The sequence below is a fragment of the Marinobacter panjinensis genome, assembly GCF_005298175.1.
Taxonomy (GTDB): domain Bacteria; phylum Pseudomonadota; class Gammaproteobacteria; order Pseudomonadales; family Oleiphilaceae; genus Marinobacter; species Marinobacter panjinensis.
This window is the reverse complement of record NZ_SZYH01000001.1, coordinates 2,477,185-2,503,051: the sequence shown is the minus strand read 5'-3', so window position 1 is coordinate 2,503,051 and position 25,867 is coordinate 2,477,185. Positions and strand designations below refer to the sequence as shown.

Here is a 25,867-nt window from a genome sequence, read left to right as displayed (position 1 = left end):
GCATCACGCGGCCCGCCCTGGCTGCCAGTTAATCGCTGTCCTCAATAGTCAGGGCTTCCAGTCGGTTGCGGCCGTTCTGTTTGGCAATATAGAGCGCTTTGTCGGCCAGGCGAAGGAATTCCGCCGGCGAGGTATCCTTGCGGGGAGTGCCGGTGGCCAGGCCAATGCTGACTGTAAAACGGATCTGTTGGTCGTTGCAGGTGGAAGTCTGTTCGGCCAGGGCTTCGCGGAAACTTTCCAGGCGCGAAATCAGCTCGTCGCGGTCGCTGAAGCTGGTAAAAATCACGAATTCCTCACCGCCGAATCGGGTGAGGCGGTCGGTGTCGCGGCGGAAATGATCGCGCATGGTATCGGCCAGGGCAACAAGGCACTTGTCACCTGCGGCGTGGCCATAGGTATCGTTAATGGTCTTGAAATGATCAGCGTCCACCATGGCAACCGCAAACCCCGCCTGGTGTCGCTGGCACCAGTGAAAGCTTTTGCTGAATTCCTGGTCAAAATAGCTGCGGTTGCCAATCTGGGTCAGGTCGTCGGTGACACTGAGGTATGCAAGGCGCTCATTGGCAGCAGCGAGTTCCCGGTTCAGCCGGTTGAGTTTGCGATTCCAGTAAAACAGCAGCCCCAGGGTCACTATGGCAGCGATGACTAGCTGGAAAACCAGGGTGTAATCCACCGTTTGTTCCAGCCTGATGCCGGCCCATTGCTGCTCGATGGCTTTGCGCTCCTCATCCGTCAGACTCGCGACGAGCTTCTGCATGATGCTGAGCAGCTCAGGTTCGTCGTTTCGGGTGCCTACTCGAAGAATCCAGTCCGCGGGGACTCTTCCCAGGACTTTCAGGTCCGCCAGCCCCAGTTCCTGCATATTGTGGCTGGCGGTGGACAAGGTGCCGACATAACCCGCCAACTCCCGTTCCTGAACCATGCGCAGCCCCTCTTTCTCGTTAAGCACTTGCACCAGGTTCAGATCGGGGTGTGTGGTCTTCAGCAGTTCCAGGAACGCGTATTCCTCGACAATACCAATTGGCTGGTTTCCCATGTCGTTCAGTGTGTTGATGAACGGCGCCTCTACCCGGCCGAGCAGCACGGTTGGAATCAGGATATAGGGCTCAGTGAAGCTCATGTACGACAACCGCTCCGGTGTCTCCATCGCCATGGAGAAGAGGTCGCACTGGCGTTTCCTGGCGGCTTCGACAGAGTCAGCCCAACTGTTTACGGGCAGGGGCTTGAACGCTATGCCTGAGCGCTGAGAGAAGAGGGCAAACGTATCGGCGGCAATTCCGATGTGTTGATTGTTTTCGTTGAGCGCTTCCAGGGGTAGCCAGTCCGGATCGACGCACAGTGTCAGTTGCCGGTTGCGTTCATCCAGCCAGGCATTTTCGGCGTCTGTGAAGGTGAGGGGGCCATCGGTCGAGCGTGGGCGGCGACTGCCAGAGGCGCCGAGCCAGCGGTCCTCAATGGTTCGCATCTCTGTCGGGCTGATGGCTGCCAGTGCCGCATCCATAAGGGATGCGAGCGGTTCGAGGGCAGGACGAACGCCAAAACGAAGGTCCTCTCCCGATACACCTCCGAGCTCTATTTCCCCGGCAATGGTGACACCGGCAACCCCCAGTTCCCTGACCCAGTAGTTGCCGTTGGGAAGGGCCGCCAGGGTGACATCCACAGATCCTTCAGCCAGTGCCTGGAACATGGCGCGCTGGGAGGTGAAAGAAAAGACGTTGTCGCCCAGTTGTTCGCGGAAAGTGCTTTCATAATAGATGCCCGAACCGATGGCCACCTTGAGCCCCTCGAGATCTTCGGGCGCGCTGAACTTTAGGTCTTCATCCAGGGTAAAGGCGACATTGGGTATGATGTGATATGGACGGGTAAACCGGGTGTATTTCAGCCGCTCGGCAGTTTTCGACATGTTAGTCATGACGTCGATGTCGCCTGCCAGGAACATCGGGTACAGCTCCGACCATTGCCCGACCACGGGCACAATATGCACACCGGTGAGATCGGATACCCGGTTCACGACGTCGATGGTAAGCCCCTGCAGCGTCCCCGAGTCCTGGAAACTGAAGGGCGCGTAATCCCGCATGAAGCCGACCCTGACCGGGCCAATTTCACTGATATAGCGTTGGTGGGCATCGCTGAGACTGAACCCCCTGGACTCGGCAATGCTGGCGCCGCCGTATTCCTGCCAGCGCTCAAACAGTTCGGTAATGCGGTCTTCTGGAACGGCTTTGAGCCCGTCATTGATAACCTTGAACAGCTCATCGTTTCCCTTCAGCACGCCAAGGCGCAGGTCTTCCCGGGCCAGCTCACCGAGAGGCGCGGGACCGACGATATCGAGAAACCGGAAACCGGCCTCGTTTGCGTAGTATTCGAGGGTCAGTCCCGGCCCGATAATGCCGTCCACCCATCCAAAGGCGAGGGCGCGCACAAGGTTGGGTACGGAGTCGTAGGTGTTTAGCTCAATGCCCGCGTTAACGAGTGAATCGCGGTAATAGATATCGCCGACAACCCCGATACGGGCAGTGGCGAGCGCTTCCGGCGAACTCACATCCGCCAGTGGGTTCGCAGGATCGTGCATTACGTAAGTCTGGCGGATGTGGTAGGGCTCGGTGAATTGAATGTTTGTGGCCCGCTCTTCGTGATAGGAGATGCCATCGATCACGTCGATATCTCCGCGCAGGAAGGCCCCGAAGATTTCCGGCCAGGTGCCTGCGCGAAATTCCAGGGTCAGGCCGGCGTTGTGGGCAACCTCCCTGAGAACGTCGATAGAGAAACCTGCCGGGACGCGGCCCTCCATATTGGAATAGGGCTTGCTGTCGGCAACAATGCCCACGGATACAGTCTGACTGGCGGCTGACCAGGCGGGAAACGACAGCAAAGTGAGTACCAGTACAGCATAAAGGGCATGGAAAAAAGTGTTCGGAGACGGCCTCTGCCGGGCGATTCCAGCGCTCATTGAGTGGTTCACACTTCTGTGTTGGCTCAGTCCAGAGTGTAGTTGTCCGTGACTGTTTTTCCCAACGAAAAGTTGGTTTCCTGCCTGCGATCCCCGACCCGCGGTGATAGGATAAGGCCTCGTCAGTACTGTGCAGGGAATACCATGGGCCTTTTGTTTGAACAGATCGACAGCCAGCCATCAGCACTGGGGGAAATCACCCTCCGTCGACGCCGCATTCCGGCGCTGGGTGACCGCGATATCTACGAGGTGAAACTGGGTGATGAGTTCCTCATGTCCAGCATGTTTGTGGATGCGGAAGTGGCACTGGCGGACCTGGGCCTGGACGCTGTCGAGGGCAACTCGCTCCGGGTAGTGGTTGGCGGCCTCGGGCTGGGGTACACCGCGGAAGCGGCACTGAAGCACGAGCGGGTGAGCGAACTGCTCGTTGTGGATGCCCTGGATACGGTAATCCACTGGCACCAGCAGGAGAAAGTGCCTTTGGGCAGGGTGTTGAATGAGGACCCGCGGTGTCGCTATGTGCTGGGCAGTTTCTTTGACCTGGCAGTGTCCGACGCGGGTTTTGACCCCGAGGCGCCAGGCAAGGTGTTCGACGCCATTCTGCTGGACATTGACCATTCACCCAGGGCTCTGCTGCACGATTCCAACGCCAGCTTCTACAACGCAGAAAGCCTGGGCCGGATGGCGACTCACCTGCGGCCCGGCGGCGTCTTTGCCATGTGGTCTAACGAGCCGCCCGATGAGGCATTCATGGCGATACTGAGAACGCTGTTTACCGATGTGGACGCGAAGGTGGTGTCTTTCTACAACCCGTTCCAGAACCGGGAGTCGTCCAACACCGTGTTCCTGGCCAGAAAGCCGATCAGTTAACCGGGCGACCGGTGTAGCTTGAAAAATCCGGCTTTTTCGGCTGATGCTGGTCATCGGTCATATAGGCGGACGTCAATATGAACTCGGCGGTGGCACGATTGCAGGCCACGGGAATATTCCACAGCGCTGCGATGCGCAGCAGGGCCTTGATATCCGGGTCATGGGGCTGGGGTTCCAGCGGGTCCCAGAAGAACACCAGCAGGTCGATCTCCCCTTCCGCGATCTTGGCGCCTATTTGCTGGTCGCCTCCCAGCGGGCCGCTGAGCAGGCACACAATATCGTCCCTCCCCAGGTCCTCTTTCAGCAGCCGGCCGGTGGTGCCGGAAGCATAAAGGCGAAGGGAGGCAAAGCGAGTGCGGTTTTCGGATACCCAGTCCACCAGTTCTCTCTTCTTGTTGTCGTGGGCGACGAGGGCGACGGATTTAACGGCCATTTGCGGTAAAGTCTCCTTTTGGGGGTAGTGTCCGGTATCGGACGCCAGTGTTTCATATTCACGATAGACGCGGAACAGGAAATAAGTGTTATGGCGACAGACCAATCCATCGACTGGGCAGAGACGCCCGCCGCCGTTTGGCGCCGTCATCGCCAGGGGTTGCGGGCCATCCGGCGGCTGGATCCGGTGGGCTGGAACGAGCTGACCGGCATCGGCCGACAACAGGAGGCACTGGCCCGTAATACCGAACGCTTCCTCGCAGGCGTTCCCTCCAACAACGCGTTGCTCTGGGGCGCCAGGGGTACCGGCAAGTCATCGCTGATCAAGGCGCTGCTCAATCGCTACCAGGGCCAGGGGCTACGCATGATCGAGGTGGACAAGGACGACCTGGTGAACCTGCCGGAAATTGTCGACGACATTGCCGAATTGTCGTGGCGATTCGTGATTTTCTGCGACGATCTGTCCTTCGAGGTTGGTGAGTCCGGCTACAAGGCCCTGAAAAGTGTGCTGGAAGGCTCGCTGGAATTACCGCCGGAGAACGTGCGGGTGTATGCCACTTCCAACCGCCGCCACCTGATGCCGGAATTCATGGACGATAACGTCAAGAGTGAGATGCGTGGCGGCGAACTGCACCCGGCTGAGGCCATTGAGGAGCAGGTGTCTCTGGCAGACCGGTTTGGCCTGCAACTGTCGTTCTATGGGTTCCCCCAGGACGTGTACCTGCAGGCGATTGATGCGCTGTTCCCCCGGGTTGATGATCGAGAGACCTTGCACCGGGAAGCCATCCGCTTCGCCACCAGCCGGGGTGCCCGCAATGGCCGCACCGCGCAGCAGTTCTACCGGCAGTTTGCAGGGGACATTGACGCCTTCGGGCGTTAGGGGCTGCTACTGCCGTCGCGCCAGCTTTATAAAGCGGTGATGCAACAGCCGGATGCCAAAGAACACCAGGGCCATCACTACCGGTATGGCAATGCCAAGCACCAGCGATTTATTGAAATCCAGACCCGCATCGTGGGCGGAGTCCAGTGCCAGTTTCAGTAGCCCGATGAGATAATAGCTGATGGCCACCACGGACAGCCCCTCCACGGTATGCTGCATCATCAGCTGGATTTTGGAGCGCCGGTCCATGGAACTTAACAGCTGCTGGTTCTGGCTCTGGATAGCGAGTTCAACCCGTGTACGTACCATATCCGATGCCCGGTCCACCCGGCGGGACAGGTCTTCCAGTCGGTCCCTGACCGATTCGCAGGTTTCCACGGCGGGCGTCAGCCGGCGGGTCATGAACTCGGTGATGGTGAGGTGCCCGGACAGTTCGTCTTCCCGCAATTCATCCAGTCGTGTCAGCACCAGTTGGTGATAGGCGCGGGTGGCGGAAAAACGAAAGGTGGAGTGGGCGCGGAAGGCCTCGATCCGCGCTGCGATATTGGTCAGGTCCGCCAGTACCTCACGCTCATCAATGTCCCGGTTATCAGCCAGGGACTGGGTAATAACCGCCAGTTGCTGGTCCATATCGTTCAGCGAGGGTGTGGTTTCCCGGGCCAGCGGCAATGCCAGCAAGGACATCAGGCGATAGGTCTCAATTTCCATCAGGCGCTGGGTCAGGCGGCCTAGCTGGCTGTCTGACATGTCACGGTTGAGCACCATGAAGCGGCCGAAGCCATCGCTGTGGAGTCTGAAGGTTCCCCATACCCGGGCCTTGCCCTCCCAGGGGCTGCTGCCCACCAGCCGCTCGCCTTCGAACCAGTGGCGGATTTGCGCCAGATCGGTTTCCGTGCCTTCGCCCGCTTGCTGCAAGTCGATATGGAAGGCCGCCACCACGGTGCCGGTGAGTTTTTCAAGCCAGCCTTTGGGCAATGGTGAGATACCGGTGTCATGGAAGGGCTGGTGATCGTTACCGGCACCCAGGTTGATAAAGGTGTAGGACGCGAACTCCATATGCATTTCACGCCGGATACGCAGGGAGCCAAAGGTAGCCTCGTAGCAGCTCACATCTTCAACCGGCTCGGGTACCCCCAGCATGATATGGAGGTCCTGCCAGTGGCGGAACTGGGCTGCCCGCTGTGCTGGCGTGGTAAGCAGGGCAATATGGGTGACCTGCGCCGGGCAGGGCAGAACGTGGAACGGCCGGGAGTGAAGTTCGTTGTAGAGCTCTGCTCTCAGGGGATGCAGATCAAGCTGGTCAAGCGGGAGGTTCAAGGCTCATTCCTCTGACGGCGATAGGGCCGACGATTGCTGTACTGTCAGGGTAAAGGGTTGTGGGGTATCCTGAAAGGCGACTTGTGGCTTACGACTCTCGTCGGAGCTCAAGGGGCCGATGGCAATACTACTGTAAAACGCACGCCACCCTCTTCGTTGATAGCCTGTACCTGGCCATTGTGATGTTCGGCGATCAAACGCACGATCAGCAGGCCCTGGCCCAGGTGACCTTCCTGTTTACCGGTTCTCACAGAAACAAAGGGGCTGAAAATATCACTGGTGAGGTTCTCCGGTAATGATGAGCCTTCATTGAACACGCTCAGTTCCAGTTGCCCCTGGCTGCGACGAAGACGTACTTCAATCCGGCCCTGTGCCGGCGTGAAATCCCGGGCATTGTCTACCAGCTTGTCCAGAAGCTGCACCAGCAATTCCGGTGAGCCATGGCATGAATACCCGCTGGCGGGGCCGGAATAGTAGATGCGGTGGTCGGCGTCCAGTTCCTGGTAGGCGAGGGTGGTCTGGGCGGCTACGTCGGCAAGGTCAAAGCTTTCCTTCTCCGCGTGATCGAGGCTTTGCTCCAGTCGCGCAGCCTCGCTCATGCCATGCAGTATCTGGCTCAGGCGGTCGGTAGCTGAGCGGGCACGGTCAATGTAGCTGGCCTGGTCGGCCGAGTCTGTGATGTGGCTCAGGTTCTCCAGGGAGGAGCGCACCACCGCCACTGGCGTTTTCAGTTCATGGGACAGCCGCCGGGAAAAGCTTTCCAGGTAGTCCGTGTAGCCCTGAAGGCGATCCACCATATGGCTGAACTGTCGTGACAGGTCACCCAGTTCGTCCTTTGCCCTGGCAGGAGGCAGGGCACCCAGAATACGGCCATCGTCATCAATGCTGGCACTCACGGCCCGTTGCAGGCGGGTGATGCGCCAGGATAGCCAAGTGGCGTAGCCCAGTAACACCAGCATCAGCCCGATGATCAGTAGCACGCTACGGGCAATGACCGAGCCGAGGGTACTGCCAGACAGAGCCAGCAACTGGTCCAGGGATTCTTCAAGCACCAGCACGCGGCCATCGGGAAGGGGCTGCTTCACCAGCATGTGGGTGTCGCCGTCGCGATGATGCACCAGGCCTCGGGCGGGCAAGCCCCCGGCCTCCAGGCGATGGGTCTGGTCGTCCAGTGGTACCGGTTCGGGCTGGTAGAAACGCACCAGCGCGCGCAGGCCGTTCAGGCTGATGCGCTCGAGAATCTGCAGCGGGCTCAGGCTGTCAAATTCCGGCTCGTCGGCTTCCGATTTCCTGGTCTGGCGTGCAATCACCCAGCCATCGGGCTCCAGAACCCAGGCATCCTGGCCCGGAGCGATCATGGCCCCCAGTCGGTTTTCCAGTTGTGGCAGCCGGGTAACGAGCTTTGCTGAGGCGGGGCCTGCAACGTCCTGTTCTCCCGGCCATGTCACCTGAAAGCCAAAACGGTCCTCTGGCGCGGGCAGCGGGATTCTCAATTCAGCCTGGTAACCGTTGCTGACGGCCTGCCAGTATCCGCTGATGCGGTAGTCTGTCGAGCCTTCGCGATCGGGATCAGTGGCGTTGATGGCGCCGGGTGCCTGGGTGCGAATAAGACGCTGACTGGTCTGGTTGCCGTCAATGAAATGAAGCTGGATCCGGTCATGGGGCTGGTCCGGATTGCCGGGATTGAAAAATGCCGCTGTCCGGCCGCTGATCCGGATAAGAAGATAAAGGTGATTGCGATTGACGGCCGCCTGCCAGGATACTTCCGCGTTATTGCTGTCACTGACTTGCCGGGTGCTCTGCCATTGCTGGCGGGATTCATCCTCATCGTAGCCCGGCCAGTCATCGCCGTAACCGTCCAGGTTGGGTGCGCGGGCGAGGAGATCGGCATATATTACCGGCGCCCCGGCTTCAATGGCCGGGCTCTCCTCCAGTTGCTCCGCCGCAAAGCCGGCAACGCGCTCAGCCTGGCCCTGAAGCTGCCTGGCGGCCTGGTCCCGCAGTGCCTGATCCAGTTCCAGTACGAACTGCAGGCCGGCCCAGGGGATCAGCAACATCAGCAGGCTGGCAATGAAAAGTTGGCGCTTGAGGGTCAAAGCTCAGGCCTCATGGGCATTCCAGCGGTACCCCATGCCATAGGCAGTATGAATGCCGTCGAAAGCCTCATCAATCTGCAGGAACTTGCGGCGTATCCGCTTGATGTGAGAGGTCACCGTGTTGTCGTCGAGCACCGTACTGGCGGCTTCCATCAACTGGTCACGGCTGCGCACATGGCCCGGGTGCTGAACCAGCGAATGCAGCATCCAGAACTCGGTCACCGTCAGGTCGATGGGCTGGGCGTTCCATTCCGCCGTCATTCGGTCCACATTCAGTGCCAGCCGGCCCCGGTGCACCACTTCGTCCGGCTGCTTCAGGGCCTCGGCCCAGGCGTCTGCCCGCCGCAGCAGGGCGGTGACGCGGGCCAGCAGGTGGTCCATGCTCATGTCCTTGGTGACGTAGTCGTCTGCGCCTAACCGCAAGCCGTGTACTGAATCGATGTCGCTGTCCCGGGCGGTGAGGAAAATGATCGGCAGGGTTTTCGACAGGCTTCGCAGATCCTGGCATAGGGTAAAACCGCCCTCGGGCTCGTCGCCCAGGCCGACATCGATGATGGCCAGGTCCGGTAGGGCGGTGCGAAGTACCTGGAAGGCGCTGGTGCGGTCACCATAGGCGGACACCCGGTAACCCCGGCGCTCGAAAGCATCACGGTAGTTTTCCCGGATAGCGGGCTCATCTTCGATCAGCACGATGTGTCGCTTCATAACCTGCAGCCATCTTCCTGTTAATACGGGGCCCTATTTAACCACGGCGTGAGGCCAGAACAAGGTAAAGCGGCCGGTTTGCCATAATTCATCATTTTTTCAATGCCGGATCGCCAGATTGTGACACCGGATCGCCGTTTCCAGGGGCTCAAATAGACACCAGTTGCCAACAGGCGTGTGTTTACCCTATTTGAGACAAGGAAGCGGAACAATGCTGCTCACCCATGTACTGCCATCTTCACCAGTAATCATGAAGTCCGGGCGTCGGAACCCGGGGTTTACAGCAAGCAGGGTATCCCCGCGCCTACGGCGATGGCTGGAAGGGATTTCCCTTTGGCTGGCAGTGTTGCTGTTCCTGTTTGTGCAACCGTTGTACGCCGAGGCTTCCGAAACAGGCCCTGAGGGCACCGGAGGGTTCCATTTTATCGATAATGCCGGGCAGCACCAGGCGTCTGCGACGCTGCTTGATACCGATTACAGGGTCACTGTCAGCGGCCTGATTGCCGATACCCGGCTGCGCCAGAGTTTTCGCAACACCAGCCAGCAGTGGCGCGAAGGCGTGTTTGTGTTTCCGCTGCCGGAGAACGCCAGTGTTTATGGCATGACCCTGACCGCCGGTGAGCGGGTGATTGTGGGCGAAGTCCATGAGAAGGAAGAAACAAAGCGCCAGTACACCAAGGCGAAGAAGGAAGGCCGCAAGGTGGCCCGAGTGGATCAGCAACGGCCCAATCTGTTTACCACCCGCATGGCGAATATTCCGCCCGGTGAAACTATCGTCGTTGAGCTCAGCTACCAGCAGGCAGTGCGCTACCAGTCCGGTGAGTTCGAGCTGCGCCTGCCCACCACCCTGACACCCCGTTATATGCCCGGTCAGGCGGCGGACAATCGACCGGCTCAGTGGACCGGAGGCTGGGCGATGCCCACCACCGAAGTTGCGGATGCAGACCAGATCAGCCCGTTCACGGTGCTGCCGGAGGATGTGGGGCCTGACAGCCACCGGGCATCCATTACTCTGAATATCAACGCAGGCCTGCCGGTCAGCCGGGTATCCAGCCCGAGCCACCGTATTACGAGTACCTGGAATGGCAATGCCGTTGAGGTGGCCCCGGAATCCGATGCCGTGCTGATGGACCGTGATCTGGTGGTGCGATGGGCCCCGGCCCGTGGCATGGAACCCGCCGCGGCTGTCTTCCATGAACAGTGGCAGGGTGAGGATTATCTGTTGGCGCTGATGGTGCCGGGGCTGAACCGTGACCAACAACTGCCACGGGAGCTGGTGTTCGTCATCGACACTTCCGGTTCCATGGCCGGCGAATCCATCCGCCAGGCCCGTCAGGCCTTGTTGCGTGGGCTGGAGACTGTTGGCCCGGAAGACCGTTTCAACGTCATCCAGTTCAGTAGCCAGACCCACGCCCTGTTTATGGAATCGGTGCCGGCCAGTGCCAACAACATCGCCCGGGCCCGTCGCTATGTGCAGGATCTTAACGCGAATGGTGGCACCGAAATGGCCTCTGCGCTGGATGCAGCCCTGGACGACAGGCACAGCGGCGATGAGGAGTCGCCCGCAAGGGTTCGGCAGGTTGTGTTCATTACCGACGGATCCGTCGGTAATGAAGCTGCCCTGTTCGGAAGAATCAGCAGCCAGTTGGGTCGCAGTCGCTTGTTTACCGTAGGCATAGGATCGGCCCCGAACATGCATTTTATGCGGGAAGCGGCGCGCTACGGTCGTGGCACCTATACCGCCATCAGCGATCTCTCTGACGTGGAACGGCCGCTGGATGAACTGTTCGGCAAGATGGAATCGCCGGTGTTGACGGACATCACGGTCAACTGGCCCGGTCAGACATCTGCCACCGAGGCCTTCCCGGGCCGCATTGGCGACCTGTTCCGTGGCGAACCGATGGTGCAGGTGGTGCGTGGGCTTCCGGATGAAGGCGAGCTTGAAGTCTCAGGCCGGCTGCCGGATGGCAGCCAGTGGCAGCAGTCGCTGCGTCTGGATCAGGCTGCTCCGGGTAAGGGCCTGCACCGCCACTGGGCGACACAGAAGATTAATGGCCTGATGGACAGCGGGCTCACAGGCCAGATCAATGACGATGCTCGTGGGGAAGTGACCGACCTGGCGCTAAAGCACCAGCTGATGACCAAATACACCAGCTTCCTTGCGCAGGAAAAAACGCCGTCCAGGCCGGCAGGGGAGACCCTGGCCACTGACAGCGTACCCACACTGCTGCCTGCCGGAGGCCAGGGCACCATGTTGCGGTATCCCCAGACCGCCACCCTCTCCCCGCTTCTGATTGCCATCGGCCTGGTGGGGCTGATGTTCTCGGCCGCCATAACCCTGCTGCAGCGGAGGGTGTTCGCATGAACCGTCTGATTCTTTTGCTGGCAACAACGTTTGCAACCGTCCTTGCGGTGGGGTTGTGGATTCCCTTCAAGGCCCTTGCCGCTCAGGAACTGCTGGAACTGGCCTGGGCCGAAAGCCAGGCCCGGCAGCAGGAAACCCGCCCCTGGCCCTGGGCGGATACCTGGCCGGTGGCCCGCCTGGCGTTGCCGGAAACCGGCCAGTCACTGATCGTGCTGGACGGCGCTCACGGCGAAAGCCTGGCCTTCGGGCCGGGGCAGGTGCTGGGTAATGATGACCGGGCGGGACCGGTGGTGATTGCCGGTCACAGGGACACCCATTTCCGCGGGCTGCAGCATCTGGAAACCGGTAGTCGGATTCAGCTGCAGAGCCGGGATGGGGACTGGCGCACCTTCCGGGTCGATCGCATCCGGGTTGTTGATAGCCGCCATGAGCAGATCAATACTGCACAGTTGCCACGGGATTCGCTGTTGCTGGTGACCTGTTACCCCTTCAATGGCCTGGAGACCAATGGTCCGCTACGCTATGTGGTGGAGGCCACGGCCGAGTCCCTGATGACCGCAGATGAGGCTAATAATGTCCTTTCCGCGGAGGCTGTTGCCGGAACCTGATTTTGGCGTACACTTGTGCGCCAAAAAACTGCATCAGGGTTTTGTATTCGATGGGATTGATCAGAAAATTTCTGGCCTGGCTGACGGTGCCGGTCATTTGTTTGCTTGCGCTGGCGGTGTATATAGCCAGACCCTTTAATCCGGACAATAACCGGTTGCTGGGATGGGCCGTCGCCCGGGTTGGCCGCTTCCTTCTTGGCATGGAGCGCCCGCTCGAAGGCGCTGATTATATGCTGCAGGACCGGCCTGTCGTGGTTATCGCCAACCACCAGCATAACGACGACCTGTTCGTGATGGGCGACCTGTTGCCACCCCGTACGGTCACGGTTGGCAAGTCCTCACTGATCTGGGTTCCGTTTTTTGGTCAGGTGTTCTGGCTGGGTGGCAATGTCATTCTGAACCGTGGCCGGTCCCATAAAGCCATTGCGGTAATGCAGGCCACCAGCGAAGCCATCCGTCGTGACCGCAAGAGCCTCTGGGTGTTTCCCGAGGGTACCCGCAGCCGTGGCCGCGGCCTGCAGAGCTTCAAGAAAGGCGCCTTTCATGCGGCTGTTGCTGCTGGTGCGCCGATTACCATGGTCTGTGCCAGCCAGTACTATGATCGCACCCTGGGCTGGTCCGGTCGCCGGGAGCCGGTTGCGATCCGGATTCTCCCGCCGGTGGAAACGGCGGGGCTCACCGTCGAGGATATTCCGCAGTTGATGGCTCAATGTCATCAGCAAATGGAAACTGCTATTGCGTCCCTTGCTCCGGGTTAACGGAAGTGCTTGAAGCGGCTGGCAAAACAGGGCAGTCTTTCGGGGACTATTCCGCTGCGGGGAGATGCATGCAATGAATCTGATTCTTTTTCTGATTATTGGTGGTGTGGCCGGCTGGCTGGCGGGCCTGATCATGAAGGGCCGTGGCTTTGGCGTGCTGGCGAATATCGGTATCGGTATCGTCGGCTCTGTTCTCGGCGGATTTGTTTTCCGGCTGCTGGGACTCGCCGCTCAGGGTGCTGTGGGTGAGCTGGTCACCGCCACCGTGGGCGCCGTCTTGTTACTGGCGGTGGTCAGCGCCATCAAGAAGGCCTAACGATGATCGTACCTGTTTCCGCTGTTTTCGCCGCCGTTCTCGGCCTGTTGTTGCTAGTGTTGTCGGGAATGGTGTCCCGCTTTCGCCTGAAGTACCAGAAAAGCCTGGGGGTGACTGACGACCGGGACTTCGAGGCAGCCGTCCGCGCCCAGGCCAACCTGGTGGAGTACGCGCCCCTGGGCCTGGTGATGCTGGCTATTGCCGAATTGAACGGGGTTCCCAGTGGCCTGGTGTACTGGACAGGGATGGCTTTCGTTGTGGGGCGGGTGCTCCATGCTTTTGGCATGATCAATGGCCGGGGTGGCCCTCACATTGCCAGAATGACGGGCATACTTCTGACCTGGGCCGGCATCCTTGCCATCGCCCTACTGCTGCTCTGGAACGTGTTCCAGGTCTACGGCTGAGATCCTTACAGCGCCTGGGCCATGTCCATGGTGAGGTATTCCAGTTCCAGGCGGCGGTTGGCGGCATGGTCTTCCGGACGCGCCAGCGGGCGCTCACTACCCCAGCCACTCACCAGAACCTGGTTTTCCCTGACCCCTTCCCGGATCAGCATTTTTGCGGCACTGCTGGCCCGCAGGCGTGACAGGAATTCGTTGTATTCACTAACACCGAAATTGTCGGCATGGCCATGGATGCGCACGGTCACTCCCGGGTTGTGCCTCAGGTAGTCGGCATGCTGGCGCAGAATGGCGAGGTCCTGCTCATCCAGGTGGTGCTTGTTGAATCCGTAATGAAAACGCATGCGATGTGGCTTCCGCGGGGAGCCGTCCGGAGCCAGTGCAGGCATTGCAAGGCCGGATTCGATGGCCGCTCTGGCAAGCAGTTCCGGGTTGTCCAGTATGAGTACAGTCATGGCAGTTTCCTTGTTTGCACGTCCGTTTTTTTTGTTGTCCCGGCAACTATTGGCTGTGGCCGGGACAACGGCAATTGGCGATTGGTCGAAACCCCTGAGAAATGCTGCTTTTGAGCATTCTGCGATTCGCCCCATTTGCGGCTGCCCTGATTGAATGTCATTTGTATGACCTTCGTGTGACAACCGCAGAGTAGCCTGTATTGAGGCGCCACGCACAGTTTGTTTTGCCCGAGGTACCGCAAATCGCTTCAGGGTTCATTACAGCGCGAAAAACTGGCCATGCTGTGGTAAAAAGCACATCTCCCGGGACAAATTATGATGAATTGTGATCGCCCATGCTGATTATCCCCGCAGAAAACTCCGTTAACTGGAAGCGCCCGCCCTGGGTGACCCTGGGCTTGATGCTGGCCTGTGTGTTGGTATTCACGTTTTACCAGGGCGGCGACAGCCGTTTGACGGAGCAGGCGATCAAGGAGTATCTGGAGTCGGATCTGCAGGCGCTTGAGGCACCGTTGTACGAAGACTATCTGCAGCGCCAGATTCGCTTTGAGGGGGATGAGGAGCGGATTTACGAGCTCCAGAATTTCCAGCAGCTGCGCCAGGAGGGCGGTGATCTGTGGGTGGCCTACAGCCTGCTGTCCGACCGCGAATTCTACCAGTACATGCTGGAAAACCGGGATGTGCTGCTGGCGCCCGCGGAACGTCGACGCTGGGTGGAGCAGCGGAGCGAGATCCAGACCCGGCTGATGGACAGCCTCAGCGCCAACCAACTGGGTTTGGTGCCAGCGGAGTTTTCGCTCTATACCCTGATTACCTACCAGTTTCTCCACGGTGGTTGGGGGCACATCATTGGCAACCTGGTGTTCCTGTTCCTGCTGGGTTTTACCGTTGAGAAGGCCCTGGGGCCCGGTCGATTCCTGTTGGCTTACCTGCTTTGCGGGGCAATTTCCGGCGTGGTGTTTACCGCATTCTCCATGGGTAGCCATATTCCCCTGGTGGGCGCATCCGGCTCGATATCAGGGCTGATGGGTATGTACGTGGCTATTTACGGGCTGCAGAAAATCCGCTTCTTCTATTTCGTGGGCGTGTATTTCAATTATTTCCGGGCGCCGGCACTTGCGATCCTGCCGGTGTGGCTGGGTAAGGAAATCTACGATTACTGGTTCGCGGGTGCCACCGGCATTGCTTACATGGCCCACGCCGGCGGGCTGGTGGCAGGCGCTGGCATGGTGTGGTTGTTGGGCAAGAGCTGGCTGCAGGTAAAGGAAGAGTTCTTCGAGCCGGAAGAGGACGAGCAGGACGAGCGCTTTACCACCGGCTACAGTCAGGCCATGGCCAGCCTGGGGCGACTGGAGTTTGACCTGGCCCGGCGCCAGTTTGAGGCGCTGCGGGAACATTACCCTGATCGCACCGTTCTGCTGGAGCATCTGTACCAGCTGGAGAAACTGCGCCCGGATCTGCCGGAATACCGGGAGCGGGCACGGGAATTGATGAACGAGTCCCTCAGCCGTCGTCAGCCGGAACAGATGATTGAAATATGGCAGGAATACCTGAGTAAAGGCGAGGGTCATCAGCCGCTGAGTGCCGAAGACCACAACCGGGTTTTGTTCACCAGCCTGAAACAACATGATCTCAAAGCTGCAGAAAAAGCCTTCGAGAGGCTCAAAAGCACCGGCGATGAGCTTCTGACGGCGGAGGCCTGTCGATTGCTGGTAGAAGAGTTCGAAAAGCTCCAGATGACGCCAAAGGCTCGCCACTACCGGCAGTTGCTATAACAAGGCCTACTCCTGAACCGAAAACGACGCCTTGGGGCCCTTCACCGGCTCGCGGTTTTCAACCTGCTGCAGGAAGACGTCGATCTGTTCATGCAGCGGATGGTTCAGGCATCGTTTCTTGATGAAATTCAGGAATGCTGAGGCTTTTTCCCACTGCCCCAGGCCGTTCGCCAGGGCTTGAGCCACCAACAGGTAAGCTGGCGCCAGCTCATTGCTGTCCGGGAAACGCTTGTGGAAGTCCTGCAGAAGCTTCAGTGCCGGCTTGTAATGCCCACGCTGATAGAGACAGCGGGCACAACGCACTGACAGCTCGGGCTCCTCCAGCCGGAATCCCGGCTCAATAGTTTCAATGGCTGCCAGAAGTTCCGCGATACCGTCACCGTCATTCCGGTCAGCCAGCATGTTCAGCAACCGGGGATGGTAACGGTACAGCTCCGGGATATCGTTACGAGCGGTCAGCAACTGGTGTAACTGGCCCAGCCGTAGCGTGTTCTGTGAGTCCCGCTTCAGGGCCTCTTTCAGCATGGACTGAACCCGGTCGTAGTTGCCGTCCTTCAGGTTCATATCAATGTCGGCATCAAACCGCCGGGTGCGGTCGCGGTTCTGTACCTCCCCGGTCTGTTCATCGTCCTGCAGGTCACTGGCAAACCCGAGCTCCTCCTGATACTGGAACAGCAGATAGCCAAGCATGTGAAACAGCATGAGGGTAAACGTACTGTTGAGGAAACCGGCCAGGGTGCGGGCGATGCCCGGTGTAAAATGGGTGAGCGCGAACTCCTGGGCAGCCCCGGAAGCCAGTGTGAGCAGGATCAGATAACCGTAGAGCAGGAAATACGGTGCGCCAATCCGCGAGATCAATACCGCAAGGTTCATCGGATTGACGGCAGCCATGACTGAATGCTCCATCGCCAGCACCATGATGCTGGCGGGCAGCGCCAGTATCACAAACGCCAGCGCCAGAAACATCAGCAGGGGCCCGCCCACCATGGCGGCGGCCGCCACCATGCCGCCCATCAGTGCAAACACCAGCAGTTGCAGGATGACAATATCGAAGCCACTGCCACTGAAGGCCACTGCCACGGGCGGCGGTTTCATGTGGCCCTCGGCCGTATGACGGATCACCGCATAGGTATATTTCAGCAGCGCCAGTGCCAGCACCAGGGTGATAATCAGCCCGATGAGATTACCGCTGAGTAGCAACGGCACCAGGGTACAGATGGCAATCACCAACAGCGGGTCAGTGTGGAACGGATAGCGAAAAAATGCGCCAATTCGGTTCCAGAAAGGCACAGCCTCGGTGGCCGCACCCAGATAGCGCATGGCGCGGCTGCAATGGGGACATAGTGCGTGTTGCTTGCGGGTGTCCGCATCGGGCATGCAGCGGGTGCAATAATGGATCTGGCAGTCCCCGCAGTGCCATTTTGCGGGTTCGCCGGGGTGGTAATGGCAGTCGTGTTTCACAGTCGGCCCGGTTCTGGTGGCTCAGAGATTCAAAGGGCAATGATGGCAGAAGGCCGGCCATCTCACCAGTTGGCTGTGTCGCAAATGCCGGTATTTATTGGGACGTTGCTCCCTTGTGTCCAACAAGGGAGTGAGCTTCGGTAGACTGTAACCGCAGATGTTGCGTATCAGTACGGAGACACACAGGGTTAACGGGGGACTTTTGGAACAGGCATCAGACCTGAGCACGGCAGGAGAGGATACGACAGGCCGGAATGATCACCGGTATACCTGGAAGGGCATTCTGTCTCTCGCCCTCAAGCACAAACCGAGACTGGTGCGGGCCAACGTGCTGGCCATCCTGGCTACGGTGGTCAGTGTGCCTATCCCGCTGTTGTTGCCAGTGCTGGTGGACGAAGTCCTGCTGGATGAGTCCGGCCCCGTATTGCCCGTCATGCAGGCCTTGCTGCCCCAGGCCTGGCACCTGCCGGTGGTGTATATCGGCCTGATGGTGGTGACCGCGTTTCTGCTGAGGCTGCTATCGCTCGCCTTTAACGTGCTCCAGTCCCGGGAATTCTCCAAGATTTCCAAGGATGTGGTGTTCCGGGTCCGCTCTCGGCTGCTGGGCCGGCTGCAGCGGGTGGCCATGTCGGAGTATGAAACCCGGGGTTCCGGGGGGATCACCAGTCACTTCATTACCGACCTGGACACCATCGACCAGTTCCTCGGTACCAGCATCAGCCGTTTTATCGTGGCGAGCCTGACGGTTACCGGAACCGCCATCGTGCTGATGTGGGTGCATTGGCAACTGGGTCTGTTGATCCTGTTGTTCAATCCGCTGGTGATCTTCGCCACCATGCTTATCGGCAAACGGGTCAAGGAACTCAAGCGTCAGGAAAACAGCGCCTATGAGGACTTCCAGGGTGACCTGACCGAAACCCTGGACGCCATTCATCAGCTCCGGGCGGCCAACCGCGAACAGCATTACCTGCGTCAGCTGGTCAGCCGTGCCCGCACGGTTCGCGACCACGCTATCCAGTTCGAGTGGCGAAGTGATGCCGCCACCCGGGCCAGCTTTGCTCTGTTCCAGTTTGGTGTGGACACCTTTCGCGCAGCCGCCATGGTGACGGTACTGTTCAGCGATCTGAGTATCGGCATGATGTTCGCGATCTTCGGCTACCTGTGGTTCATGCTGACGCCGGTACAGGAAATGCTCAATATGCAGTATGCCTGGTTTGCAGCCAATGCCGCTCTCGGACGTATTAACCGTTTGCTGGAACTGGAAGAGGAACCCCGTTATCCCGCCCTGGAGAATCCTTTCAAAGGCCGGCACACCGTCGGCCTTACCCTGAAGAACATCCACTTCAGCTATGGCGAGGAAGCGGTCCTCAAGGGCATCAACCTGCATCTGGAGCCGGGTGAAAAAGTCGCGGTTGTGGGGGCTAGCGGTGGCGGTAAATCCACACTGGTGCAGGTGATTCTGGGCATGTATACCCCGCAACAGGGGGAAGTGCTTCTGGGAGGAGTTCCGGTTCAGCGCATCGGGCTTCCCTGCGTTCGAGAGCATGTGGCCACAGTGCTGCAGCACCCCGCCCTGTTCAACGATACCGTGCGCCAGAACCTGACCCTCGGCCGGGACAAGACCGACGCCGAGATGTGGCAGGCGCTGGAGATCGCCCAACTGGATAAAACCGTGGCTGACATGCCACGCCAGCTGGACACGATGATCGGCCGCCAGGGCGTGCGTCTGTCCGGCGGTCAGCGCCAGCGGCTGGCCATTGCCCGGATGGTGTTGTCAGATCCCTCGGTGGTCATCCTTGACGAAGCTACCTCTGCGCTGGATGCGGAAACCGAGTTCCAGCTACACCAGGACCTGGAGGATTTTCTGCGCCAACGCACCACCCTGATCATTGCCCATCGGCTCAGTGCAGTGAAACAGGCGAGCCGGGTATATGTCTTTGAGGATGGCTACATCACCGAGGAAGGGCACCACGATGAGCTGATTGCCCGGCAGGGGCTGTATGCCCAGCTCTACGGGGACCGGCAGGCCTGAGGCAAGGGGTTAACGATTGTTTACACTTTCGACTGATCCCGGGTTCAGTGCTTGCCGTACAATTGCGCGAACTACTTTCTGGTAGGCATGCCCGAGGTTCTGGTAATGACTGAAGCCACCCAATTCGCCACGGAAGACCGTCTTCGCACGGACAGGCAGATGCTGTTTATTCTTCTGGCCCACATTCCTGTGGTTGCCTTGCTGGTTCCTGCCGGGTTCGACACCTATGGATTCGCCATTGGAGCATCACTGCTGGCAGGCGCCATTACCGGGATCAGCTACGGGCTTTTGCGCGGCTCCAGAGCCCTGTCGGTTGTGTTTGCCGCCGGCCTGATGGTGTTTTCAGCGATCATGATCCAGGCCCAGATGGGACGCATTGAAATGCACTTCCACATCTTTGCTGCCATGGCCCTGCTGATTATCTATCGTGACTGGCTGCCAGTTGTGACGGCGGCCGCTGTTATCGCAGCCCATCATCTGATTTTTACTGGCCTGCAGATGTCCGGGATCAGTATTTTCGATATACCGGTGACGATTTTCAACCACGAGGTGAGCTGGTCCGTCACCTTCGTCCATGCTGCCTTTGTGGTGTTTGAAGCGGGTATTCTGGTGTTTTTTGCCATTCGCATGGGTCAGGAACGCAAACAGTCGCTGCAGATCATTGAGGTGGTTCAGAACTTCGATGCACAGAAAGATCTCACGGGCCGCATAGAAGGGGCCGGCAAGGACGTTACAGCGGCGTCGTTCAACAGCATGATGGCACGGTTTGAAGCGTTGATTGCCATGGTCCGGGATCTGTCGGGCCGGTTGAGCGCAAGCGCGCGTAGCCTCAAAGCCGTCAGCGTTCATTCCGCTGACATCGTGAATGACCAGCAGCAGCAAACTGATCAGGCTGCGGCGGCCATGAACCAGATGGCTGCCACCATCCAGGAAGTGGCTCAGAATGCCCAAGCCGCCTCTGAATCGGCCGTTCAGGCGTCAGAGGCCTCGACGGCAGGTACCGGCAATGTGGATGAAGCCGTCAGGTTGACGGAGTCTACCAATACCGCTCTCGAGGATTCCGCCCGTATGGTTCAGGAACTGGTGGACAAGGTTCAGTCCATCGCGTCGGTGATCGGCTCCATCAGTGACATATCCGATCAGACCAACCTGCTGGCGTTGAACGCGGCCATTGAAGCGGCCCGGGCGGGTGAGCACGGCCGGGGCTTTGCGGTCGTGGCGGATGAAGTGCGTACTTTGTCGAGGCGAACCCAGGCGTTTACCGACGAAATTCGCACCACTATCGGCGAGTTGACCGGCGTTTCAGAGGGCAGCCTGGCAGCCATCGAGATCGGCCAGACCCGCTCCCGCGAAACCACCTATGCTATTCGCAAGGCGGGAGAGGCGCTGGCGCTGATCGAAAAAGCGATCACTGAAGTCGGTGGGATGAATCAGCAAATCGCAGCTGCCTCGGAGCAGCAGGCTACGGTATCTTCTGAAATCAACGAGAATATTCAGCGCGTGGCCGGCCAGAGTACGGATGTGGTCTCGGAGGTCGGAAAGGCCGGAGCCATGGCAGCGGAGCTTGAGTCGCTTGTTGATGAGGTCAATGACCTGGTCGGTGAATACAGAACGTCCTGATTCCGGCTTTTCCCGCGAATATTCACAGCCGCAATATCGAACATTCACGGAACCGCGGTTGAAGTCTCGCTAATCAGTGCGATAGTTATAGGTGACTTCCATCGCTGGAGTCTTTGAGTCAGTGTATTCACCAATCGGGGAGTGCATTGATGCAAAGGCTCCCGCACAGCCTTCCGGCATTTTCGGATAATGAAAAAGGAGGCACCTCATGTCGAAACAAAGCCTTAGCAAAGACAGTCTCAACACCCTTTCCAGCCTCGAAGCTGGCGGTAAAACCTACCATTACTACAGCCTGCCGAAAGCTGCTGACACCCTGGGCAACATAGACAAGCTGCCATTCTCCCTCAAGGTGCTGCTGGAGAACCTGCTGCGCAACGAGGATGACAGCACCGTGGACCGCGGCCACATAGACGCCATGGTCCAGTGGATGAAAGATCGCAAGTCCGACACCGAAATCCAGTTTCGTCCCGCCCGTGTGCTGATGCAGGACTTTACCGGTGTTCCGGGTGTGGTGGATCTGGCGGCCATGCGTGAGGCGGTCAAGGCTGCCGGCAAAGACCCGGCGATGATCAATCCGCTGTCACCGGTGGATCTGGTGATCGACCATTCGGTCATGGTGGACAATTTTGGTGACGCGTCGGCGTTCAAAGACAACGTCACCATCGAGATGGAGCGTAACCAGGAGCGTTACGAGTTCCTGCGCTGGGGCCAGCAGGCCTTTGACAACTTCCGGGTAGTGCCGCCAGGTACAGGTATCTGTCACCAGGTGAACCTGGAGTATCTGGGCCGGACGGTGTGGAGCAAGGATCAGGATGGCAAGACCATCGCCTACCCGGACACCCTGGTAGGGACAGACTCACACACCACCATGATCAACGGCCTTGGTATTCTTGGCTGGGGTGTGGGTGGTATTGAAGCGGAAGCGGCGATGCTCGGCCAACCGGTGTCCATGCTGATACCGGAAGTGGTGGGTTTCAAGGTGACCGGCAAGCTGCGGGAAGGCATTACTGCCACTGACCTGGTGCTTACCGTCACGCAAATGCTGCGCAAAAAGGGCGTGGTGGGCAAGTTTGTCGAATTTTACGGCGATGGCCTGAAGGACATGCCTGTCGCCGATCGGGCCACCATTGCCAATATGGCGCCGGAATACGGTGCCACCTGTGGCTTCTTCCCGGTGGATGAGCAAACCATCAAGTACATGAAGCTGACCGGCCGCGAAGAGGAGCAGCTTGAGCTGGTAGAGGCCTATGCCAAGGCCCAGGGGCTGTGGCGTCAACCCGGTCAGGAGCCGGTATACACCGACAACCTGGAACTGGACATGGGTGAAGTGGAGGCCAGCCTTGCCGGTCCCAAACGTCCCCAGGACCGGGTGGCCCTGAAGAACATGAAGGCATCTTTCGAGCTGCTGATGGAGACTGCGGAGGGCTCGGCGGAGGAATCCCGCAAGAGTAATCTCGAATCCGAGGGCGGGCAGACCGCTGTGGGTGTTCACGACAGTTACGAACACGCCGCCAGTCAGCCGCTGGAAATGAACGGTCAGAAAAGCCGGCTGGATCCCGGTGCCGTGGTGATTGCGGCCATTACGTCCTGTACCAACACCTCTAACCCCAGCGTGATGATGGCTGCCGGTCTCATTGCCCAGAAGGCAGTGGCCAAGGGGCTGCAGACCAAACCCTGGGTAAAGACCTCGCTGGCACCCGGCTCCAAGGTAGTGACCGATTATCTGAAGGTGGGCGGCTTCCAGGATGATCTGGATAAGCTGGGATTCAACCTGGTGGGCTATGGATGCACCACCTGTATCGGTAACTCCGGCCCACTGCCGGAGGCCGTGGAAAAAGCGATTGACGAGGGTGACCTTACCGTTGCCTCGGTGCTGTCCGGTAACCGCAACTTCGAGGGCCGGGTGCATCCGCAGGTGAAAACCAACTGGCTGGCGTCACCGCCGCTGGTGGTGGCCTATGCGCTGGCGGGGAACGTGCGCCTGGATCTCTTCAAGGATCCTCTGGGTGAAGACAAAGAGGGCAACCCGGTTTACCTGAAAGACCTGTGGCCAAGCCAGCAGGAAATCGCTGAAGCGGTGGAGAAGGTCAAAACCGACATGTTCCACAAGGAATATGCCGAAGTTTTCGACGGCGACGAAACCTGGAAGGCCCTCAAGGTACCGGAAAGCAAGGTCTACGAGTGGTCTGACAAGTCCACCTACATCCAGCATCCGCCCTTCTTCCAGGGCCTGAAGGAAGAGCCGGATGAGATCGACGACATCAAGGATGCCAACATCCTGGCCATGCTCGGGGATTCCGTCACCACCGACCATATTTCCCCGGCCGGGTCGTTCAAGGCTGACAGCCCTGCCGGTAAATACCTGCAGGAGCACGGCGTGGAGCCGAAAGACTTCAACTCCTATGGCTCCCGGCGCGGTAACCATGAGGTGATGATGCGCGGGACCTTCGCCAACGTCCGAATCAGGAACGAGATGCTGGACGGCGTCGAAGGCGGGTTCACCAGGCACATACCCAGTGGCGAGCAGATGCCCATCTATGATGCGGCGATGAAGTACCAGGATGAGGGCACACCGCTGGTGGTTATTGCCGGCAAGGAATACGGCACAGGCTCCAGTCGGGACTGGGCCGCCAAAGGCACCCGTTTGCTGGGTGTGAAGGCGGTGGTTGCCGAGTCCTACGAGCGTATCCACCGCTCCAACCTGATCGGCATGGGTGTCATGCCACTGCAGTTCCAGGATGGCGTGGACCGCAAGAGCCTGAAGCTGACGGGTGAGGAGACCATCAGCATCAAGGGCCTCTCCGGTGACATCAAGCCGGGTCAGAAGCTGGAGATGACGGTGACCTATCCGGATGGCAACACGGAAACCTGTGAACTGCTGTCACGGATCGACACCGCCAACGAAGCGGTGTATTACCGCCACGGTGGCATCCTGCACTATGTGGTGCGGGAAATGCTGAAATCAGCCTGAGAAGTCAGCCTGATCAGGTCAGGAAGAGTTCCGGCCCCGGTGGGCCGGAACCCCTGCAACAGGTGCTCCGTCTCTGGTTTTGAGGTAAGCTGAAGCATTACAAAAGCGTGTTTCAAAGCCAAATGAAAACAGGAGTTGCCGCGAGCTGACCATGTCCTCTTCCCCCAGATCCCCCGATGACATCAAGGCAAAACTGAACCTGGAAACCTCCCGGATCAACTGGCACGATCTGCAGGTTTACTATGCCCGTGGGCACGTGGTGAAGGTCTCCCCGGAACTGGACCTGCTGGATGTGGCAGCCGAGCTGGCGGCTGACAATACCGCCCGTTTCCAGCAATGGATGAACGGTGGACAGGTAGGTGACGTTGCTCCGGACCTTGCACGGCACTGGTACGATGAAAACACCGAGCTCTGGGCGGTGGTTATCGCGCCCTGGGTTCTGGTGCAGGACAGGTCCGGCCATGTGCTGCACTGAACCGGTCGGAGCTGTGTCGTGAAACTGCATTATTTCCACGGTCGTGGCCCGCTACGGGCACTGGTAATGATCCGGGACCAGCGGCGGGTAGAGCTTTTCATCAAGCCGGTTGGCGATGACATATGGGCGCTGGTAGCACTCAGTGGCGCGGTAGACGGCCAGCCCGAGAAACACCGCTGCCAGGGCCCCTACCGCTCAATTGCCCAGGCAGAATCGGTGCTGCGCAGTGTTGCGGGTGCCTTGATGGGGCAGCACTACCAGCCCCAGCCCCAGGACTACGTGGTCTGGTCGGTGATGGCGCAGCGGCTCGCGCGCACCATACGCACCGACCGAGACGCCAGTGCCGGCAAGTTCCATTTTGACCCGGACCAGTACGAGCCCATCGGCTGAGCTCCGTCCACCCAAACGACCCGAGGATTCCATGCTCACCGGCGCATTGCTGATTCTGGCACCGCTTTTTCTGGGATTTGCCCTGTCACTGCAGAATCGCCACCTGATGACGGTGATTCACTACAGCGTGGAGGGGCTGGTCTATTTTATCCTGGCCCTGCTGGGCCTTGGCCTTGGCCAGATGGAAGGGCTGGGTGCCCAGCTTGGCGGCATGGCCGTTCAGGTGCTGATCCTGGTGGTTGCCTTGCTGGTGGCCAACATGGTGGGCTTATGGCTGTTTCACCGCTGGCAGCCGATGACGGTCGAACGCCCGGATGGCACTGTCAGCCCTGGCTATCGACGGCTGTTTCTCGCCGGTCTGAAGCCGTTACTGGCGGTTATGGCCGGCCTGTTTGCCGGTTTTTATCTGTTGCCGGATATGCCAATGGCCGAACAGGTGGCCACCTGGGCATTGATGTTGCTGCTTTTTCTGATCGGAATCCAGCTACGCAATGCGGGTCTGTCGCTGCGCAAGCTGCTGATGAATCGTCAGGGTCTGGGCATTGCCCTCTCCCTCACACTCAGCTCCCTGGTGGCCGGGGTTGCGCTGATTCCCTGGCTGGCCTTGCCCTGGCACGATGTGCTCGCCCTGGCATCCGGCTTTGGTTGGTATTCCCTCTCGGGTATCGTGATTGGCGATGCTCTGGGTCCAGCCTGGGGTGGTGTTGCCTTTCTGAACGATGTCTTGCGGGAAATCATAGCGCTGGCCATCATTCCGCTGCTGATCGCCAGCCGGCCGTCCATGGCCATAGGCTACGGCGGCGCTACCGCCATGGATTTCACCCTGCCTGTGATCCGCAGCAGCGGCGGCCTGGCCTGTGTACCGGTCGCTATCGCTTCCGGTTTTTTGTTGTCGTTCCTGTCACCGGTGTTGATGGCGGTGTTTCTGTCGTTGGGATAAATTGACACGGTGCAATGCACGTTGGAGTTGTGCCGGTAAACTGTCTCACA

The 25,867-nt window shown here is 59.2% G+C and carries 21 protein-coding genes; 14 read left to right on the top strand and 7 right to left on the bottom strand.

Annotation, left to right across the window (positions count from 1 at the left end):
* Positions 1-28: 28 nt before the first annotated feature.
* A complete protein-coding gene (locus FDP08_RS11495) occupies positions 29-2,950 on the bottom strand; it encodes a transporter substrate-binding domain-containing protein (RefSeq protein ID WP_137436292.1) in 2,922 nt (973 codons plus the stop codon).
* A gap of 144 nt (positions 2,951-3,094) precedes the next feature.
* Here FDP08_RS11495 and FDP08_RS11490 point away from each other — a divergent pair, with 144 nt between their 5' ends.
* Positions 3,095-3,820, top strand: a complete 726-nt coding sequence (locus tag FDP08_RS11490; RefSeq protein WP_137436291.1) for a polyamine aminopropyltransferase — start codon at positions 3,095-3,097, stop codon at positions 3,818-3,820.
* Here the strand turns inward: FDP08_RS11490 and FDP08_RS11485 are convergent.
* Entirely contained in the window at positions 3,813-4,253 is a 441-nt protein-coding gene (locus tag FDP08_RS11485; protein ID WP_137436290.1) for a methylglyoxal synthase, read from the bottom strand. The genes FDP08_RS11490 and FDP08_RS11485 overlap by 8 nt on opposite strands.
* A 90-nt stretch (positions 4,254-4,343) precedes the next feature.
* Between FDP08_RS11485 and FDP08_RS11480 the strand changes: the two genes are divergently transcribed.
* Complete coding sequence (locus FDP08_RS11480) at positions 4,344-5,132, top strand: ATP-binding protein (RefSeq protein WP_137436289.1); 789 nt, start codon at positions 4,344-4,346, stop codon at positions 5,130-5,132.
* A 6-nt stretch (positions 5,133-5,138) separates the two neighbouring features.
* On the opposite strand, the gene FDP08_RS11475 is transcribed toward FDP08_RS11480, so the two are convergent.
* The 3 genes from FDP08_RS11475 to pdsR all read right to left on the bottom strand — a co-directional run bounded on the left by FDP08_RS11475 (position 5,139) and on the right by pdsR (position 9,250).
* Positions 5,139-6,449 (bottom strand): DUF3422 family protein, encoded by a 1,311-nt coding sequence (locus FDP08_RS11475; protein WP_137436288.1) that lies wholly within the window; start codon positions 6,447-6,449, stop codon positions 5,139-5,141.
* A 107-nt stretch (positions 6,450-6,556) separates the two neighbouring features.
* Positions 6,557-8,545 carry an ATP-binding protein gene (locus tag FDP08_RS11470; protein WP_137436287.1) on the bottom strand — a complete coding sequence of 663 codons (1,989 nt, stop codon included), beginning with the start codon at positions 8,543-8,545 and terminating at the stop codon, positions 6,557-6,559.
* Between the two features lie 3 nt (positions 8,546-8,548).
* The gene (pdsR, locus tag FDP08_RS11465; RefSeq protein WP_137436286.1) at positions 8,549-9,250 is read right to left on the bottom strand and encodes a proteobacterial dedicated sortase system response regulator; all 702 of its coding nucleotides are present in this window, start codon (positions 9,248-9,250) and stop codon (positions 8,549-8,551) included.
* Between the two features lie 211 nt (positions 9,251-9,461).
* On the opposite strand from pdsR, the gene FDP08_RS11460 reads away from it, so the two are divergent.
* The 5 genes from FDP08_RS11460 (at position 9,462) to FDP08_RS11440 (ending at position 13,701) form a co-directional block, all read left to right on the top strand.
* Positions 9,462-11,615, top strand: a complete 2,154-nt coding sequence (locus FDP08_RS11460; protein WP_137436285.1) for a marine proteobacterial sortase target protein — start codon at positions 9,462-9,464, stop codon at positions 11,613-11,615.
* Positions 11,612-12,223, top strand: a complete 612-nt coding sequence (locus FDP08_RS11455; protein ID WP_137436284.1) for a class GN sortase — start codon at positions 11,612-11,614, stop codon at positions 12,221-12,223. Before FDP08_RS11460 ends, FDP08_RS11455 begins: the two co-directional genes overlap by 4 nt.
* A gap of 50 nt (positions 12,224-12,273) precedes the next feature.
* Positions 12,274-12,981: a lysophospholipid acyltransferase family protein gene (locus tag FDP08_RS11450; RefSeq protein ID WP_137436283.1), complete on the top strand. Its 708-nt coding sequence runs from the start codon at positions 12,274-12,276 to the stop codon at positions 12,979-12,981.
* Positions 12,982-13,054: 73 nt separating this feature from the next.
* Positions 13,055-13,297 (top strand): GlsB/YeaQ/YmgE family stress response membrane protein, encoded by a 243-nt coding sequence (locus FDP08_RS11445; protein WP_135804062.1) that lies wholly within the window; start codon positions 13,055-13,057, stop codon positions 13,295-13,297.
* A 2-nt stretch (positions 13,298-13,299) separates the two neighbouring features.
* Entirely contained in the window at positions 13,300-13,701 is a 402-nt protein-coding gene (locus FDP08_RS11440; RefSeq protein ID WP_137436282.1) for an MAPEG family protein, read from the top strand.
* 5 nt (positions 13,702-13,706) lie between these two features.
* Here FDP08_RS11440 and FDP08_RS11435 read toward each other — a convergent pair whose 3' ends face one another.
* Positions 13,707-14,153 (bottom strand): OmpA family protein, encoded by a 447-nt coding sequence (locus FDP08_RS11435; protein WP_137436281.1) that lies wholly within the window; start codon positions 14,151-14,153, stop codon positions 13,707-13,709.
* A gap of 335 nt (positions 14,154-14,488) precedes the next feature.
* Between FDP08_RS11435 and FDP08_RS11430 the strand changes: the two genes are divergently transcribed.
* On the top strand, positions 14,489-15,928 hold the full coding sequence (locus FDP08_RS11430) for a rhomboid family intramembrane serine protease (RefSeq protein ID WP_137436280.1): 1,440 nt from the start codon (positions 14,489-14,491) through the stop codon (positions 15,926-15,928).
* Positions 15,929-15,934: 6 nt separating this feature from the next.
* On the opposite strand, the gene FDP08_RS11425 is transcribed toward FDP08_RS11430, so the two are convergent.
* On the bottom strand, positions 15,935-17,389 hold the full coding sequence (locus tag FDP08_RS11425; protein ID WP_170979017.1) for a tetratricopeptide repeat protein: 1,455 nt from the start codon (positions 17,387-17,389) through the stop codon (positions 15,935-15,937).
* A gap of 202 nt (positions 17,390-17,591) precedes the next feature.
* Here FDP08_RS11425 and FDP08_RS11420 point away from each other — a divergent pair, with 202 nt between their 5' ends.
* From FDP08_RS11420 to FDP08_RS11395, 6 genes are all read left to right on the top strand, one after another.
* Positions 17,592-19,421: an ABC transporter ATP-binding protein gene (locus FDP08_RS11420; protein WP_170979016.1), complete on the top strand. Its 1,830-nt coding sequence runs from the start codon at positions 17,592-17,594 to the stop codon at positions 19,419-19,421.
* Positions 19,422-19,526: 105 nt separating this feature from the next.
* Complete coding sequence (locus tag FDP08_RS11415) at positions 19,527-21,041, top strand: methyl-accepting chemotaxis protein (RefSeq protein ID WP_137436279.1); 1,515 nt, start codon at positions 19,527-19,529, stop codon at positions 21,039-21,041.
* A 208-nt stretch (positions 21,042-21,249) separates the two neighbouring features.
* Positions 21,250-24,012, top strand: coding sequence for an aconitate hydratase AcnA (gene acnA, locus FDP08_RS11410; RefSeq protein ID WP_137436278.1), 2,763 nt, complete (start codon positions 21,250-21,252; stop codon positions 24,010-24,012).
* Positions 24,013-24,163: 151 nt separating this feature from the next.
* A complete protein-coding gene (locus FDP08_RS11405; RefSeq protein WP_137436277.1) occupies positions 24,164-24,487 on the top strand; it encodes a DUF2288 domain-containing protein in 324 nt (107 codons plus the stop codon).
* An 18-nt stretch (positions 24,488-24,505) separates the two neighbouring features.
* Positions 24,506-24,877 (top strand): PA4575 family protein, encoded by a 372-nt coding sequence (locus FDP08_RS11400; protein ID WP_137436276.1) that lies wholly within the window; start codon positions 24,506-24,508, stop codon positions 24,875-24,877.
* Positions 24,878-24,908: 31 nt separating this feature from the next.
* Complete coding sequence (locus tag FDP08_RS11395; protein WP_137436275.1) at positions 24,909-25,817, top strand: LysO family transporter; 909 nt, start codon at positions 24,909-24,911, stop codon at positions 25,815-25,817.
* Positions 25,818-25,867: the final 50 nt, after the last annotated feature.

What these genes read in the sequence shown, in the direction of transcription:
- FDP08_RS11495 (WP_137436292.1), bottom strand. Translation starts at nt 2,950, where the DNA reads ATGAGCGCTGGAATCGCCCGGCAGAGGCCGTCTCCGAACACTTTTTTC.
- FDP08_RS11490 (WP_137436291.1), top strand. Translation starts at nt 3,095, where the DNA reads ATGGGCCTTTTGTTTGAACAGATCGACAGCCAGCCATCAGCACTGGGG.
- FDP08_RS11485 (WP_137436290.1), bottom strand. Translation starts at nt 4,253, where the DNA reads ATGGCCGTTAAATCCGTCGCCCTCGTCGCCCACGACAACAAGAAGAGA.
- FDP08_RS11480 (WP_137436289.1), top strand. Translation starts at nt 4,344, where the DNA reads ATGGCGACAGACCAATCCATCGACTGGGCAGAGACGCCCGCCGCCGTT.
- pdsR (WP_137436286.1), bottom strand. Translation starts at nt 9,250, where the DNA reads ATGAAGCGACACATCGTGCTGATCGAAGATGAGCCCGCTATCCGGGAA.
- FDP08_RS11460 (WP_137436285.1), top strand. Translation starts at nt 9,462, where the DNA reads ATGCTGCTCACCCATGTACTGCCATCTTCACCAGTAATCATGAAGTCC.
- FDP08_RS11455 (WP_137436284.1), top strand. Translation starts at nt 11,612, where the DNA reads ATGAACCGTCTGATTCTTTTGCTGGCAACAACGTTTGCAACCGTCCTT.
- FDP08_RS11450 (WP_137436283.1), top strand. Translation starts at nt 12,274, where the DNA reads ATGGGATTGATCAGAAAATTTCTGGCCTGGCTGACGGTGCCGGTCATT.
- FDP08_RS11445 (WP_135804062.1), top strand. Translation starts at nt 13,055, where the DNA reads ATGAATCTGATTCTTTTTCTGATTATTGGTGGTGTGGCCGGCTGGCTG.
- FDP08_RS11440 (WP_137436282.1), top strand. Translation starts at nt 13,300, where the DNA reads ATGATCGTACCTGTTTCCGCTGTTTTCGCCGCCGTTCTCGGCCTGTTG.
- FDP08_RS11435 (WP_137436281.1), bottom strand. Translation starts at nt 14,153, where the DNA reads ATGACTGTACTCATACTGGACAACCCGGAACTGCTTGCCAGAGCGGCC.
- FDP08_RS11430 (WP_137436280.1), top strand. Translation starts at nt 14,489, where the DNA reads ATGCTGATTATCCCCGCAGAAAACTCCGTTAACTGGAAGCGCCCGCCC.
- FDP08_RS11415 (WP_137436279.1), top strand. Translation starts at nt 19,527, where the DNA reads ATGACTGAAGCCACCCAATTCGCCACGGAAGACCGTCTTCGCACGGAC.
- acnA (WP_137436278.1), top strand. Translation starts at nt 21,250, where the DNA reads ATGTCGAAACAAAGCCTTAGCAAAGACAGTCTCAACACCCTTTCCAGC.
- FDP08_RS11405 (WP_137436277.1), top strand. Translation starts at nt 24,164, where the DNA reads ATGTCCTCTTCCCCCAGATCCCCCGATGACATCAAGGCAAAACTGAAC.
- FDP08_RS11395 (WP_137436275.1), top strand. Translation starts at nt 24,909, where the DNA reads ATGCTCACCGGCGCATTGCTGATTCTGGCACCGCTTTTTCTGGGATTT.